This window comes from Martinezella rhizogenes, from assembly GCF_000799715.1.
Taxonomy (GTDB): Bacteria; Pseudomonadota; Alphaproteobacteria; order Rhizobiales; family Rhizobiaceae; genus Rhizobium; species Rhizobium rhizogenes_C.
This window is the reverse complement of sequence record NZ_JUHG01000011.1, coordinates 1260585-1274945: the sequence shown is the minus strand read 5'-3', so window position 1 is coordinate 1274945 and position 14361 is coordinate 1260585. Positions and strand designations below refer to the sequence as shown.

Annotated in this window: 10 protein-coding genes and 1 pseudogene; 9 read left to right on the top strand and 2 right to left on the bottom strand. The window is 62.1% G+C overall.

Annotated features, from left to right (window positions below; translation table 11 throughout):
• Positions 1-103 precede the first annotated feature (103 nt).
• Positions 104-562 carry a carboxymuconolactone decarboxylase family protein gene (locus EX00_RS10050; protein WP_047456724.1) on the top strand — a complete coding sequence of 153 codons (459 nt, stop codon included), beginning with the start codon at positions 104-106 and terminating at the stop codon, positions 560-562.
• A gap of 55 nt (positions 563-617) precedes the next feature.
• On the opposite strand, the gene EX00_RS10045 is transcribed toward EX00_RS10050, so the two are convergent.
• A complete protein-coding gene (locus tag EX00_RS10045; RefSeq protein WP_047456723.1) occupies positions 618-1529 on the bottom strand; it encodes a LysR family transcriptional regulator in 912 nt (303 codons plus the stop codon).
• Positions 1530-1762: 233 nt separating this feature from the next.
• On the opposite strand from EX00_RS10045, the gene EX00_RS10040 reads away from it, so the two are divergent.
• From EX00_RS10040 to EX00_RS10010, 7 genes and pseudogenes are all read left to right on the top strand, one after another.
• Positions 1763-2575, top strand: a complete 813-nt coding sequence (locus tag EX00_RS10040) for an alpha/beta hydrolase fold domain-containing protein (RefSeq protein ID WP_047456722.1) — start codon at positions 1763-1765, stop codon at positions 2573-2575.
• A 182-nt stretch (positions 2576-2757) separates the two neighbouring features.
• Positions 2758-3948 (top strand): efflux RND transporter periplasmic adaptor subunit, encoded by a 1191-nt coding sequence (locus EX00_RS10035; protein ID WP_047456721.1) that lies wholly within the window; start codon positions 2758-2760, stop codon positions 3946-3948.
• Positions 3949-4075: 127 nt separating this feature from the next.
• Entirely contained in the window at positions 4076-7273 is a 3198-nt protein-coding gene (locus tag EX00_RS10030) for an efflux RND transporter permease subunit (RefSeq protein ID WP_047456720.1), read from the top strand.
• A 250-nt stretch (positions 7274-7523) separates the two neighbouring features.
• Positions 7524-7703: pseudogene (locus EX00_RS10025) on the top strand (D-erythronate dehydrogenase); the annotation flags it as partial.
• A 35-nt stretch (positions 7704-7738) separates the two neighbouring features.
• Positions 7739-8623, top strand: coding sequence for an NAD(P)-dependent oxidoreductase (locus tag EX00_RS10020; protein ID WP_047456718.1), 885 nt, complete (start codon positions 7739-7741; stop codon positions 8621-8623).
• Positions 8624-8630: 7 nt separating this feature from the next.
• Positions 8631-10415: an IlvD/Edd family dehydratase gene (locus EX00_RS10015; protein WP_047457676.1), complete on the top strand. Its 1785-nt coding sequence runs from the start codon at positions 8631-8633 to the stop codon at positions 10413-10415.
• 137 nt (positions 10416-10552) lie between these two features.
• A complete protein-coding gene (locus tag EX00_RS10010) occupies positions 10553-12391 on the top strand; it encodes a GGDEF domain-containing phosphodiesterase (RefSeq protein ID WP_047456717.1) in 1839 nt (612 codons plus the stop codon).
• Here EX00_RS10010 and EX00_RS10005 read toward each other — a convergent pair.
• Entirely contained in the window at positions 12354-13364 is a 1011-nt protein-coding gene (locus EX00_RS10005) for a YeiH family protein (protein ID WP_047457673.1), read from the bottom strand. The two genes, EX00_RS10010 and EX00_RS10005, sit on opposite strands and share 38 nt — an antisense overlap.
• Positions 13365-13479: 115 nt before the next feature.
• Between EX00_RS10005 and EX00_RS10000 the strand changes: the two genes are divergently transcribed.
• Positions 13480-14361, top strand: a complete 882-nt coding sequence (locus EX00_RS10000) for a LysR family transcriptional regulator (RefSeq protein ID WP_047456716.1) — start codon at positions 13480-13482, stop codon at positions 14359-14361.

The window sequence follows — 14361 nt, the reverse complement described above, 5'->3', positions numbered from 1 at the left end:
TCCTGTTCCGTCATGCCTATGACGAACGAGGTCCGGCTGATGTGACAATGGATCGGCACGGGGAGCGGTATCGTCAAGATCAAAACACTCCAAGGAGAGAATGATGCAAGCTCGTATGAAGAACCCCGCTGTCGTCCTGCCGGAAACCCTGCAGGCCCTGATGGCGCTCAGCGCCTCGCTTAGGGATCGCGGCCTGTCCGAAAATACCATGGACCTCGTGCATCTGCGCATTAGCCAGATCAATGGTTGCAGTGTTTGCACCGACATGGGATTCCGCAAGCTGCAGAAGGCGGGGGAAACGATCGAGCGTATCGTCGGTGTCTCCGCCTGGCGGGAAATGCCCTATTTCACCGAGGCCGAACGTGCGGCCCTTGCGCTTGGCGAAGCCGTCACCCGGCTTGCCGACCGGCCGGAGGCCGTGAGTGACGAGATCTGGAACGAGGCTGCTCGGCACTATGACGAGACAGCGCTGTCCGCGCTGATCGTCTCGATTGCGGTCGACAACGTCTGGAACCGGCTGAACGCGACGGTCCGGCAGCAGGCGGGAGCATCCTGGAACTGATCTGGATCTCGCCGGGAAGAACCGTCTCCCAATTGGGAGGCGGCTAGCGCGCATGTCAGGCTTCGTTCAACTTCGCTGTCACCAGCAACTTCGCCAGCCAGTCAACGAAGACGCGTACCTTATTGCTCAGGTGCCGGTTGGGGGGATAGACGATGTGCAGCGGTATGGGGTTGCGGGTCCAGCCGGGGAGGACGGGGATGAGGTCGCCCCTGGCGAGTTCGTCGCGAATCATGAACGCTGGAGCCTGGGCTATGCCGAGGCCGGCCATTGCGGCGTTAACGTAGCTGCGGCTGTCGTTGACCGAGAGGATGTAGCGTGGGCTGATTTCCAGCGATTCATTGCCGCGCTGAAATTCGAACGGGATAACCCGCCCGGTTTGGGCGCGAAAATAGCTGACGGCATAATGCGTGCTTTCCAGTTCATCCGGTCGTTCGGGCAGGCCGAATTTCTCGATATAACGGGGGGCGGCACAGGTGATGAGAGATATCTCGCCTACCCGCCGGGCAATCAGCGACTGGTCGCTCGGCATGCCGGCACGCAGCGCGCAGTCGACATTTTCCGCCAAGTAATCCACCAGCCGGTCGCCGACGCCTAGATCGATATGGATATCCGGGTAGCGTTGGTAGAAATCGCAAAGCGCCGGCATGATGATCTTCTCGGCGAAGGCACCGGCCATTTCGACGCGCAGGCGGCCGCTCGGCAGGCTCTGCGAATTGCTGATGCTGCCGTCGAGCTCGTCGATCTCGGAGAGGATCTGAATGGCGCGTTCGTAATAGAGCGCACCGTCGGTCGTCACCATGACGCGCCGTGTCGTGCGGTTCAGAAGCTTGGCGTGGAGATGCGCCTCGAGCGACTGGATGAGCGTCGTCACCGTCGCCTTCGGCATGGAGAGAGTTGCGGCGGCGCGGGTGAAATTGCCTGTTTCCACCACGCGTGCGAATGCCCGCATTGCTGATAGCTGGTCCATTTCAGGGTGCCCTTCGACCACAGATAAAGAGGTCGATTGTTTGTTATTCGTGAATAGTCTGATCGAATATAGGCCACTTATTCTCAGAACGGAATAACAATATGTTATCCTCGTGATTGTTGCAATGCGGCACGGGGCGCTGGGGGCCGCATTATCCTGAACATGGTCGCCAAGCCTGTGAAATGGCTTTAGGAAAGGGGCATGTTCGACAGAATAGACAAGGATATGGGTTCATGAGCGCGCCGTGGAAAGATGTTGTGCTGGAAAACGTGCCTACGGGACCGGTCGCAGCGCGGATCTATAACGGTGAAGGTCTCAAGAAGGCGGCACCCATCGTGCTTTATCTGCATGGTGGCGCTTTTCTCGATACCGAGCATGCAACCATACGGCCTGTCGCCGCCAGTCTTGCGGAGGCCGGTGCGATCGTAATTGCCGCAGACTATACCAGCGGCAATCAGAATGCCTTTCCGCAGGTGCTGGAATGTGCCTACGGAATTCTCGCCTATCTCGGCAACAAGCGGAACATGCTTGAGCTGGGCGGGGCGAAAAAATCGCTGCTGTTTGTCGCCGGTGAGGAATCGGGTGGCAATGTCGCGGCGGGTGTTGCTTTAAAGGCGCGCGATCAGATGCCCGGTTCGCTGGACGGACAGGTGTTGATATCGCCGCTTCTTGATCCCTTCATGGGATCGAAATCTTTCCTCCAGGCGGAGGAAAGCGGCATGCGCGAGCGCTGGACGGAAGGCTGGAACCGTTACCTGGGTTTTCTGGGTGGTGTCTGTCATCCTTATGCGGCGCCTCGATATTGTTCGCGGCTTTCGGGCCTCGCGCCGGCATTGGTGCTCACGGCCGAGGACGACCCGCTCCGCGACGAGAGCATGGAATACGGCCGCCGCCTCAAGGAGGCAGGCGTCCGTGTTCGCCAGCAAGTCCTCCCCGCCGGGACAGGCTGGCCCACCCTCTACGGCGGGCAGTCGAAGGACAAGCCGTCGTGGCAGCAGGATGTCTGCTGTTCGTTCAAGGGTTTTGTCGAAGACGTGCAGGCTTGATCGACCAGAGCATCCCGCCATCGCGTGGGACCACCGGAAGCGGATGAGATGCTCTGGACGTGAAGAATGAGAGTAATCGCAAGCGTTCGTGTGAACGCGCGACGCTCTGGGTCCTGACGATATCGAGACGATAGGAATTTTCGGTCCCGTGTCCCAAGCCGGGACCACAAGGAGAGACTAACATGACGTCCAACGGTAAGCGCTGGGCCCTGTGGGGCGCCGGCATGGGTGTTGCTGCGACTGTTGCAGGCGCGGCCTTCTATCTGGATTTGCCGCGCGGCGCGCAAGCGACCGAGAACGCGGCTTCGGCGGCAATGCCGGCGATCCCCGTCACTGTCGCGGCGGTGCAGGCACGGGATATCACAGCCTGGCAGGAGTTTTCCGGCCGGCTCGAGGCTATCGACCGCGTCGAGGTTCGTCCGCGCGTCGCCGGCGCCATCGAGTCGGTGCATTTCCGCGAAGGCGCGTTGGTCAAGCAGGGCGACTTGCTGGTGACGATCGATCCCGCACCCTATGAGGCGGCCGTCGCCCAGGCGCAGGCGCAACTCGGCGCGGCCAATGCCAGGCTCGACCTGACCAAGGTCGAAGTCGGCCGTGGTCAGAAGCTCTTCGACAACAAGACGATTTCGCAGAGCGACATGGATACGCGTTCCAGCAACTATGCCGAGGCGGAAGCCAATCTGAAGGCGGCGCAGGCAACCTTGCAGACGGCGCAGCTCAACCTCGACTATACGAAAGTCCGGGCTCCGATCGCCGGCCGTGTCGGCAGGATCGCCGTTACGGTGGGCAATCTCGTCGCCGCTGGATCCACTTCGCCGGCTCTGACGACGTTGGTTTCGGTCGATCCGATCTATGCCAGCTTCAATGCGAGCGAACAGACCGTCACCCGGGCGCTGGCTGAGCTTCCGGTCACCGACGGCGCCGCTCCGCCGGTCGAGCAGATCCCCGTGCAGATCGGCACGGCCAATGACAGTGGCACGCCGATCACCGGCAAGCTGCAACTGATCGACAATGAAGTGGATGCGGCAAGCGGCACGGTCACCGTGCGTGCCGTCTTCGGCAATCCCGGCGGGCGTCTCATCCCCGGCCAGTTCGTGCGTGTTCGCATGGGCCAGCCGAAGGCCGAGAGCAAGCTGGTGATCAGCGAACGGGCGATCGGCACCGACCAGGACAAGAAGTTTGTCTTCGTGGTCGATGGCGACAACAAGGTCGTCTATCGCCAGATCAGCCTTGGCGACACCGCCGACGGCCAACGCATCGTCGAAGCCGGGCTGAATGCCGGCGATCGGGTCATCGTCAACGGCTTGCAGCGGGTTCGCCCGGGCGCCGTGGTCGATCCGAAGCTGGAAGAAAAAGTCGCGGCCGCTCAGTAACGGATATGCCGGGAGGTGAACCCTCCCGGCACTCGCTCAATGCACTGATTTCGAAATGCTCGTTGCGCGTGTCGCGGACGGGCTCGGGCCTCGCCCTCTTTTAATCACCCCTGGAGAGGGTTCTGCCATGAACATCTCAAGATTTTTCATCGACCGTCCCGTATTTGCCGGAGTGCTATCGGTCCTCATCCTGGTCGCCGGCCTGATTGGCATGCGACTGCTGCCAATTTCCGAATATCCGGACGTCGTGCCGCCGTCGATCGTCGTCACCGCGCAATATCCCGGCGCCAACCCCAAGGTCATCGCCGAGACCGTGGCGACACCGATCGAAGAGCAGATCAACGGCGTCGAAGGCATGCTCTATATGAACAGCCAGGCCACATCCGACGGCCTGCTGACATTGACCGTTACCTTCAAGCTCGGCACCGATCCGGACAAGGCACAGCAACTGGTGCAGAACCGTGTCTCGCAGGCCGAGCCGCGCTTGCCGCAGAACGTCCGCGATCTCGGTATCACCACGGTCAAGAGTTCGCCGGACCTGATGATGGTGGTCAACCTCATCTCGCCGGACAATCGCTATGACATCACCTATCTGCGCAACTATGCGACCCTGAACATCAAGGACCGGCTTGCCCGCATCGACGGCGTCGGCCAGGTTCGCGTGTTCGGATCGGGCGATTATTCCATGCGCGTCTGGGTCGATCCGCAGAAGGCGGCCGAACGCGGGCTTGCCGCAAGCGACATCGCCAACGCCATCCGCCAGCAGAATATCCAGGCGGCAGCCGGCATCATCGGCGCCTCGCCCGGCGCTCCGGGCATCGACGTGCAGCTGAACGTCAACGCGCAAGGCCGCCTGACGACGCCAGAGGAATTCGGCAATATCATCGTCAAGAGCGGCAGCAACGGCGAAATCACGCGCCTGCGCGATGTCGCCCGCATCGAGCTTGGCGCCGCCGACTATTCGCTGCGCTCGCTGCTCGACGGCAAGCCGGCGGTTGCGGTCCCTGTCTTCCAGGCACCGGGCTCCAACGCCATCACCATCTCGGACGAGGTCGTCAAGACCATGAACGAGTTGCAGACGGCGATGCCCGACGGCGTCAAGTATGAGATCGTCTACGATACCACGCAGTTCGTGCGCTCCTCGATCGACAAGGTCGTCGACACGCTGCTCGAAGCCATCGCGCTGGTCGTCGTCGTCGTCATTCTGTTCCTGCAGACCTGGCGCGCCTCGATCATTCCGCTGATCGCCGTTCCCGTCTCGATCATCGGCACCTTCGCGGTGATGTATGTCTTCGGCTTCTCGATCAACGCGCTCAGCCTCTTCGGCCTGGTGCTGGCGATCGGTATCGTCGTGGACGACGCCATCGTGGTCGTGGAAAACGTCGAGCGTAATATCGAGAACGGCCTTAGTCCGCGCGATGCGACCTATCGCGCCATGAAGGAAGTGTCCGGCCCGATCATCGCCATTGCCCTGGTGCTCGTTGCCGTCTTCGTGCCGCTTGCCTTCATCTCCGGCCTGTCGGGCCAGTTCTATCGTCAGTTCGCCCTGACGATCGCCATCTCGACGGTGATTTCCGCCTTCAACTCGCTGACGCTGTCCCCGGCTCTGGCGGCCCTTCTCCTGAAGGATCACCATGCGCCCAAGGATATGCTGACGCGGGTCATGGACCTGGCATTCGGCTGGTTCTTCCGTGGCTTCAACAAGGTGTTCCACCGCGGCTCGAATGCCTATGGCAAGGGTGTCGGCGGCATCCTGTCGCTGAAGAGCCTGGTCATGGTGGTCTATATCGCGCTGATCGGCGCGACCTACTTCCTGTTCCAGACCGTGCCGGGCGGCTTCGTGCCGCAGCAGGACAAGCAGTATCTGATCGGTTTCGCGCAGCTGCCTGATGGCGCGACGCTCGACCGTACGGATGATGTCATCCAGCGGATGAGCAAGATCGCCCTGGAGCAGCCGGGCGTCGAACATGCGATTGCCTTCCCTGGCCTGTCGATCAACGGCTTCACCAACTCGTCCAATGCCGGCATCGTCTTCGTGACCTTGAAGGGGTTCGAGGATCGCAAGACGCCGGACCTCTCGGGTGGTGCTATCGCCATGCAGCTGAACCAGAAGTTCGGCGCGATCCAGGATGCGTTTATCGCCATGTTCCCGCCGCCGCCCGTCCAGGGGCTCGGCACGACCGGCGGTTTCAAGATGCAGATCGAGGACCGCGCCGGTCTCGGCTATCAGGCGCTCGACGAAGCCAACAAGGCGTTCCTCGCCAAGGCCTATCAGGCGCCGGAGCTCACCGGCATCTTCTCGAGCTACCAGATCAACGTGCCGCAGCTCTTCGCCGATCTCGATCGCGCCAAGGCTGAGCAACTGGGTGTCTCGGTGACCGATGTCTTCGATACGTTGCAGATCTATCTGGGTTCGCTCTATGTCAACGACTTCAATGCCTTCGGCCGTACCTACAGCGTGCGTGTGCAGGCCGACGCCAAGTTCCGTTCGCATGCGGCTGATATCGGCCAGTTGAAGGTCCGCTCGGCATCGGGCCAGATGATCCCGCTGTCCGCGCTCTTGAAGGTCGAGGCCAGTACCGGTCCTGAACGGACGACGCGCTACAACGGCTTCCTCGCCGCCGATATCAACGGCGGTCCGGCTCCGGGCTTCTCGTCCGGCCAGGCCCAGGCCGCCGCCGAGCGTATCGCCAACGAAACTCTGCCCAAGGGCATCAGCTTCGAATGGACCGATCTGACCTATCAGCAGATCCTGGCCGGCAGTTCGGGTATCATTATCTTCCCGCTCGCCCTGCTGCTCGTCTACCTCGTGCTGGCTGCCCAGTACGAAAGCGTTGCCCTGCCGCTGGCGATCGTCATGATCGTGCCGATGGGCGTGCTCGCCGCCTTGACGGGTGTCTGGCTGACGGGGGGCGACAACAACATCTTCACGCAGATCGGCTTGATGGTGTTGGTGGGCCTGTCGGCGAAGAACGCGATCCTGATCGTGGAATTCGCCCGCGAGCTGGAATTCGAAGGCCGCACGCCGGTTCAGGCAGCCATCGAGGCCAGCCGTCTGCGACTGCGCCCGATCCTGATGACCTCCATGGCCTTCATCATGGGCGTCGTGCCGCTGGTCACCTCGACCGGTGCCGGTGCCGAGATGCGCGCCGCCATGGGTGTCGCGGTGTTTGCCGGCATGATCGGCGTCACCTTCTTCGGCATCTTCATGACGCCGGTCTTCTACGTGCTGATTCGCAGGATGGCCGGCAACCGTCCGCTGAAGCAGCATCACAGCAACGACAACAACCATTCGGCGGAGGCTCTCCCTCTCGCCGCGGAATAGGGATACCGTGTCGGGTAGCACCCCCAGTGCCCGATATGACATGGGCGGGACCGCAAGGTCCCGCCCTTTTCTGTGCTTGGACCGCTTTGATATTTTCCATTTCAACCAATCTGTTTTTCAAAGATTTTACCGCTCGCCCGCCAATTTCGTTTGCATGCGGACGCCATGGGTTTATCAAGCAGATAAGCATATTGACTGACGTACATCGGGCCGGAGGAGCTGTCCCGTTCATCGTTATGCGGGAGGATGCATGCGTATCGCCATCATCGGAGCAGCCGGCATGATCGGCCGAAAACTGACGGCGCGGCTGGTGGCCGATGGCGGTCTTGGTGGTCGGGGGATCAAGCGGCTGACGCTGGTCGATGTGATCGAGCCACTATGGCCGGAAGGGTTCAACGGCAAGGTCAAGGCGCGCGCCAGGGATCTGTCCACGCATATCGAGGACGAGCTGGGAGGACGGCTGTCATGACCGGTCGGAAGATTGCCTTCCTCGGGACAGGATTGATGGGTGCTCCGATGGCGCGGCGCCTGCTTGGCGCCGGTTTTGCCGTCACCGTCTGGAACCGTGACCTTAGCAAGGCGGATGCACTGGCGGCTGACGGAGCGACCGTTGCCGCGACGGCGGCGGAGGCGGCGAAGGGCGCATCTGTGCTTTTCACCATGCTGACCAATGGCGGCGCGGTGAGTGAGGTTCTGTTCGGAAGCGGGGTGACGGACGCGCTGGCGCCCGGGGCCGTCGTCATCGACAATGGCTCGATCGCTCCCCCAGTCGCCCGCGAACATGCGGCGAAATTGGCCGAGCGCGGCTTTCGCCCTATCGACGCGCCCGTTTCGGGCGGCGTGGTGGGGGCAGCTGCCGGGACGCTGGCGATCATGGCCGGCGGCGACGCCGATGTCATCGATAGTGTCCGCGATGTGCTCGCCCCGCTCGGCCGCGTCACCCATGTCGGACCGAGCGGCACCGGCCAGCTCGCCAAGCTCGGCAACCAGCAAATCGTCGCCGTCACCATCGGGGCGATCGCCGAGGCCATGCTGCTGGTCGAGGCCGGTGGCGGCTCGCCCGAGGCATTTCGCGCCGCCATTCGTGGCGGATTTGCCGAAAGCCGGATTCTCGAGCTGCATGGCCAGCGCATGATTGACCGCTATTTCGAGCCTGGCGGAACCTCCCGCAATCAGCTGAAGGATCTCGATGCGGTTCTGGCCGCCGGCCGAAGCCTGTCGCTTCATTTGCCGCTGACCGAAACCGTCAGGACGGAATTCGCCGAATTCGTCGAAAATGGTGGCGCGGAGCGCGATCACAGCGGCCTGTTGCTGCATCTGGAAGACAAGAATGGCCGAGGAAAGGCTTGAGAAAGACATGAGCGACAACAGTCCATCCAAACGTCGTCTGCGCTCGCAGGACTGGTTCGACAATCCCGATCATATCGACATGACCGCGCTCTATCTCGAGCGCTTCATGAATTACGGCATCACGCCGGAGGAGCTACGCTCCGGCAAGCCGATCATCGGCATCGCCCAGAGCGGCAGCGACCTGACGCCCTGTAACCGTCATCACATCGATCTTGCCAAGCGCGTCCGTGACGGCATTCGCGATGCCGGCGGCATTCCGATCGAGTTTCCGACCCATCCGATCTTCGAGAACTGCAAGCGCCCGACCGCGGCTCTCGACCGCAATCTCGCCTATCTCGGTCTCGTCGAGGTGCTCTACGGCTATCCGCTCGACGGCGTCGTACTGACGACGGGCTGCGACAAGACTACGCCGTCGGCGCTGATGGCGGCGTCCACCGTCAATATCCCGGCGATCGTGCTCTCCGGCGGGCCGATGCTGGATGGCTGGCACGATGGCGAGCTGGCCGGTTCCGGCACGGTGATCTGGCGCTCGCGCCGCAAGCTCGCGGCCGGAGAGATCGACGAAGAGGAATTCATGGAGGCGTCACTCGCCTCGGCACCCTCGATCGGTCACTGTAACACCATGGGCACGGCCTCGACCATGAATGCCATGGCCGAAGCGCTCGGCATGTCGCTCACCGGCTGCGCCGCCATTCCTGGCGCCTATCGTGAGCGCGGGCAGATGGCCTATCGCACCGGGCGGCGCGCCGTGGAACTGGTGCTCGAAAATATCAAGCCGTCCGACGTGTTGACCCGGCAGGCTTTTCTCAACGCGATCCGCGTCAATTCGGCGATCGGCGGCTCGACCAATGCGCAGCCGCATCTGGCCGCCATGGCCAAGCATGCCGGCGTCGAGCTTCATCCCGAGGACTGGCAGGTGCATGGCTTCGACATTCCGCTGCTCGCCAACGTGCAGCCGGCGGGCGCCTATCTCGGCGAGCGCTTCCACCGCGCCGGCGGCGTGCCGGCCATCATGTGGGAACTGCTGCAGGTCGGCAAGCTCGATGGCGACTGTCCGACGGTGACCGGCAAGACCATGGCGGAGAACCTGAAGGGGCGTGAGGCGACGGATCGCGAGGTCATCCTCCCCTTTGCGCAGCCGCTGAAGGAGCGGGCGGGTTTCCTGGTGCTGAAGGGCAATCTCTTCGATTTCGCTATCATGAAGATGAGCGTCGTGTCGGAGGATTTCCGCAATCGCTATCTGCTGGAGCCGGGCCGCGAAGGCGTGTTCGAGGGCAGGGCGGTCGTCTTCGACGGCTCGGAGGACTATCACAAGCGCATCAACGATGCGGATCTCGGTATCGATGAGAACACCATTCTCGTCATCCGCGGCGCTGGACCGATCGGCTGGCCCGGTTCGGCCGAAGTCGTCAACATGCAGCCGCCGGATGCGTTGTTGAAGCGCGGCATCCTCAGCCTGCCGACGATCGGCGATGGCCGCCAGTCAGGCACCGCCGATAGCCCTTCCATCCTCAATGCCTCGCCGGAAAGTGCGGCGGGCGGCGGGCTTGCCTGGCTGAGAACCGGCGATACCATCCGGATCGACTTCAATCTCGGCCTCTGCGACATGCTGGTGGAGGAGGCTGAAATCGAACGGCGCAAGGGTGATGGCATTCCGGCTGTCCCGCCGGACGCTACGCCCTGGCAGCGCATCTATCGCCGCTCGGTCACGCAGCTTTCCGACGGCGCGGTGCTCGAAGGCGCCGCGGATTTCCGTGATCTCGCGGCCAATCCGCCGCGTCATAATCATTGAAAAAAACGATTGCAACGATGGTTGCGGGCAAAAGCCTGCAATCATGCGAACGTTATTAAATATCGTGAAAGGGAGTACTGTCAGGATATCGCCTGGACTATGCAGGCGTTCCATGTGTCCGGAGGGGCTCGAACTCAATGGGAGAGACGATATCAGGGCGATCCGAGCTGGAGTTCCAGAACCTCTTGAGGAGACTGGAGCTGGCGCTGGAGACGTCGCAAATCGGGGTTTGGGAGCATAATATCAACGAGAAGGAAGTGCTCTGGGATTCGCAGATGCACAAGCTTTATCAGACCGGTCTCCGCAACCGCAAAGTATCGGCGGCGGTTTGGTTGAATGCCCTGCATCCCGATGACGTCGAGCGGGCCATCGCCGACTTCGATGCGGCCATCGTGGAAAAAGGCTTCTACAATTCGGAATTTCGCATCATCCTGCCCGATGGAAACGTTCGCTATCTGCGCTCGCGCGCCCATTTCTTCGAGGGGCCAGACGGCGCGCCGGCCTTCATCGGGGCGGAATGGGACGTCACCGTCGATGTTCTGCTCAACCGCGAACTGACCAATCAGAAAGCGGTCGCCGAAGCCCGCGCGATTGCGCTGGAACAGAGCCGTGCGCGCACCGAGCACGCCGCCGACCATGACTATCTGACCGGTCTTCCCAACCGCCGCTACTTCGACCGCCGGCTGGCGGAATTGCAAGCGGACAGGGCGGTGGAGACACTGGCGATCCTTCATATCGATCTCGACGGCTTCAAGCAGATCAACGACAAATGGGGGCATGCGGCCGGCGATACGACGCTGCAGACGGCAGCGGCACGAATTTTGGGAGCGATCGCTGCTGGCGATATGGTCGCCCGTGTCGGTGGAGATGAGTTTGTTGCGGTGCTGGTCAACATTGCTACATCAGATGAAGTCGGAACCGTTGCCGAGGACATTCTGTGGCGGTTGCGGCGCGACATACGCTTCGATCACGACATGTTGCAGATGGGCGCCTCGATCGGTGCGGCCTGGAGTATTGCCGATGGCGCTAGCAATCTGCTGGCGGAATCCGATATTGCCCTTTATCAGGCCAAGAAGCTTGGCCGCAATCGAGTCGAGTTTTTCACACCGAAACTGCAATCCGATCTGCAGGCCGAGCGGCAGTTGGCGGAGGAACTGCGGCTGGCGCTGATGCGAGGCGAGATCGTGCCTTTCTACCAGATTCAGGTGGATGCGCGCAGCCGGCGGATCATTGGCCTCGAGGCTTTGGCCCGCTGGCGGCATCCAGAGAAGGGGCTGCTCGTACCCGCAGCTTTTCTGAAGGTGGCGGAAGAATATGGGCTGACGGCCGAGATCGACGCGGCCGTTCTCAATTGCGCGCTCTCAGACCGGGCTGTATGGGTCGAGCAGGGGCTGACACCGCCGCGCATTGCCGTCAATATTTCTGCAAGCCGTCTGGCTGATCCGGGCCTGATCGAGCGGTTACATATGCTGAACATACCGCGCCATGCCGTCGTTTTCGAATTGATCGAGACGATCTTTCTCGATGATCCCGACGACAGGGTGCTCGCCAATGTCGATGCGATCAAAAGGATGGACATCGATATCGAGATCGATGATTTCGGTTCCGGCCATGCCTCGTTGATCGGCCTGGTGAAGCTGAAGCCGAAACGGCTGAAGATTGACCGGCAATTGGTGACGGCGATTACTGTCTCGGACGAGCAGCGCCGTCTTGTCGGCTCGATCGTCGAGATAGCAAGAGCGCTTAGCGTCGAGGTCATGGCGGAAGGCGTGGAGACCGAGGAACATGCAACGCTCCTGGCGCAGGCCGGCTGCGATGGACTCCAGGGTTATGCGATCGGCTATCCATCTCCGGCCAACGAGATTGCCACGTTGCTGGTGTCGGCCGAGAGGCCCAATGAGCAGCGGAGTGCCATTGCCACCCAAGGCAAGGGTGGCGCTAATGGATCTGCAAGGCGGCGATCAGCGCGTAGCTGATGACGCCGAGCGTTATCAATGACAGCGTTGCCGCCGCGATCACCCGGCCGCCGGCATGGGCGACGGAGCGGATGTTCACCGACAGGCCGAGCGCTGCCATCGCGATCACCGTCAGCAGGTTCGAGACCAAGGCCATCGGCGCGACCAGCGTGTCCGGGATCAGGCCGAAGGAGCGCAACGCCATCAGCCCCAGAAAGCCGCAGATGAACCAGGGAACCAACGAGCGGCGGTGGCCCGCGCCTGCGGTTTTGGTCTTGGTGACGATGCCGAGCAGAAAGATGATCGGGCCAAGCATCAGCACGCGGATGAGCTTGACGACCGTACCGGTTTGCACGGCCAGCAGACCGACCGGCGCGGTAGCGGCAAGCACCTGTGGCACGGCATAGACGGTGAGCCCGGCCAGTACCCCATATTGGCCCACGCTCATGCCGGCATGGAAATAGAAAAGCGGCAGCAGAAAGACGGCGGCGATGCCGAGCACGGCGGTGAAGGCAAGGGCCGCGGCGGTTTCCTCCGATCCCGCCTCGATGACCGGGGCGATGGCGACGATGGCCGAGTTGCCGCAAATGGAGTTGCCACAGGCGATCAGCGTCGCCAGCTTCGGCGGCAGGCCGAGCAGCCGGCCGATGGCATAGGTGGCGGCGATCGACAGCACGACGACGATGGCGATGCCGGCGATCAGCCAGACACCGGCCTGATCGATCGCCGAAAGACTGATCGAGGCGCCCAGCAGGACGATGGCGATTTCAAGCAGGATCTTGGCGCTGAAATCGATGCCAGGGCGCAGGGAGGGCGAGAGCGGCCTGACGGTGCAGACGACGATGCCGAGCGCAATGGCAAGCACCAGGCTCTCGATCCATCTGCCGCCGAAGATGCCGATCTCGGCACGTTCGCCGGCATAGGCAAGAAGGGCTACAGCGCTGGTCAGGGCGAGGCCGGGAAGGATGATCGCTGTTCGTTGGAAAAGGGGCATGCGGCACCGCCATTCGGCTACGGAGAATTGCTGTGCCGGGAAAGTCTCATCTACCGATGTCGACATCCATCGAATATTATCCTATGTTTCATTCGATAAATTAGAATGATTTCCCATGACCTTCGAGCAACTCGCCATTTTCGTCGCCGTCGCCGAGCGGGAGCATTTGACCCATGCGGCGGAGGCCATCCACCTGACGCCGTCGGCGGTGAGTTCGGCGATCAAGAATCTCGAAGCCTATTACGGCGTCGAGCTGTTCCATCGTGTCGGCCGGCGGATCGAGCTGACGGAAACCGGCCGTACCTTTCTCGGCGAGGCCAGGGCGACGCTGGCGCGTGTTCGCTCGGCCGAACTCATGCTTTCCGAACTCGGTGGCCTGCAGCGCGGCCGGCTCAGCCTGTGCGCCAGCCAGACCATCGCCAGTTACTGGCTGCCGCCCGTGTTGATGCGGTTCCGCCGCGATTATCCGGGCATCGATCTCGATCTGACGATCGGCAATACGCGCACGGTCACCGAGGCGGTGATCGAGGGCACCGCCGAACTGGGCTTTGTCGAAGGCGAGGTGGATGCGCCGGCTCTCTCAATGAAGGTGGTGGCGCAAGATGCGTTGGTGATCGTCGTACCGCCGGCTCATCCCTGGGCGGACGGCAGGCGGCTTTCCGCAGCCGATCTTGCCACGGGCACCTCATGGGTGATGCGCGAGGAAGGGTCGGGCACGCGGTCCGAATTCGAAAACGCCATCGCGAAGCTTGGCGCCTCGCCGCGCGATCTGAGCGTGGCACTGGTGCTGCCGTCGAACGAGGCCGTTCTGTCGGCGGTCTGCTCCGGGCAGAGTGCCGCGGCGATCTCCAGCGCGGCTGCCGGGGCCTATCTGCAGCAGGGTTTGCTGGTCCGGGCAGCCTTCGACCTGCCTGTCCGCAGCTTTCGCCTGCTGCGCCATAAGGAGCGCCATGCCAGCAAGGCGGCGCTGACGCTGGAAGCCATGTGCAAGGGCTGA

Coding starts and splice junctions, on each gene's coding strand:
- EX00_RS10000 (WP_047456716.1), top strand. CDS start 13,480: ATGACCTTCGAGCAACTCGCCATTTTCGTCGCCGTCGCCGAGCGGGAG.
- EX00_RS10030 (WP_047456720.1), top strand. CDS start 4,076: ATGAACATCTCAAGATTTTTCATCGACCGTCCCGTATTTGCCGGAGTG.
- EX00_RS10010 (WP_047456717.1), top strand. CDS start 10,553: ATGGGAGAGACGATATCAGGGCGATCCGAGCTGGAGTTCCAGAACCTC.
- EX00_RS10020 (WP_047456718.1), top strand. CDS start 7,739: ATGACCGGTCGGAAGATTGCCTTCCTCGGGACAGGATTGATGGGTGCT.
- EX00_RS10005 (WP_047457673.1), bottom strand. CDS start 13,364: ATGCCCCTTTTCCAACGAACAGCGATCATCCTTCCCGGCCTCGCCCTG.
- EX00_RS10045 (WP_047456723.1), bottom strand. CDS start 1,529: ATGGACCAGCTATCAGCAATGCGGGCATTCGCACGCGTGGTGGAAACA.
- EX00_RS10040 (WP_047456722.1), top strand. CDS start 1,763: ATGAGCGCGCCGTGGAAAGATGTTGTGCTGGAAAACGTGCCTACGGGA.
- EX00_RS10015 (WP_047457676.1), top strand. CDS start 8,631: ATGAGCGACAACAGTCCATCCAAACGTCGTCTGCGCTCGCAGGACTGG.
- EX00_RS10035 (WP_047456721.1), top strand. CDS start 2,758: ATGACGTCCAACGGTAAGCGCTGGGCCCTGTGGGGCGCCGGCATGGGT.
- EX00_RS10050 (WP_047456724.1), top strand. CDS start 104: ATGCAAGCTCGTATGAAGAACCCCGCTGTCGTCCTGCCGGAAACCCTG.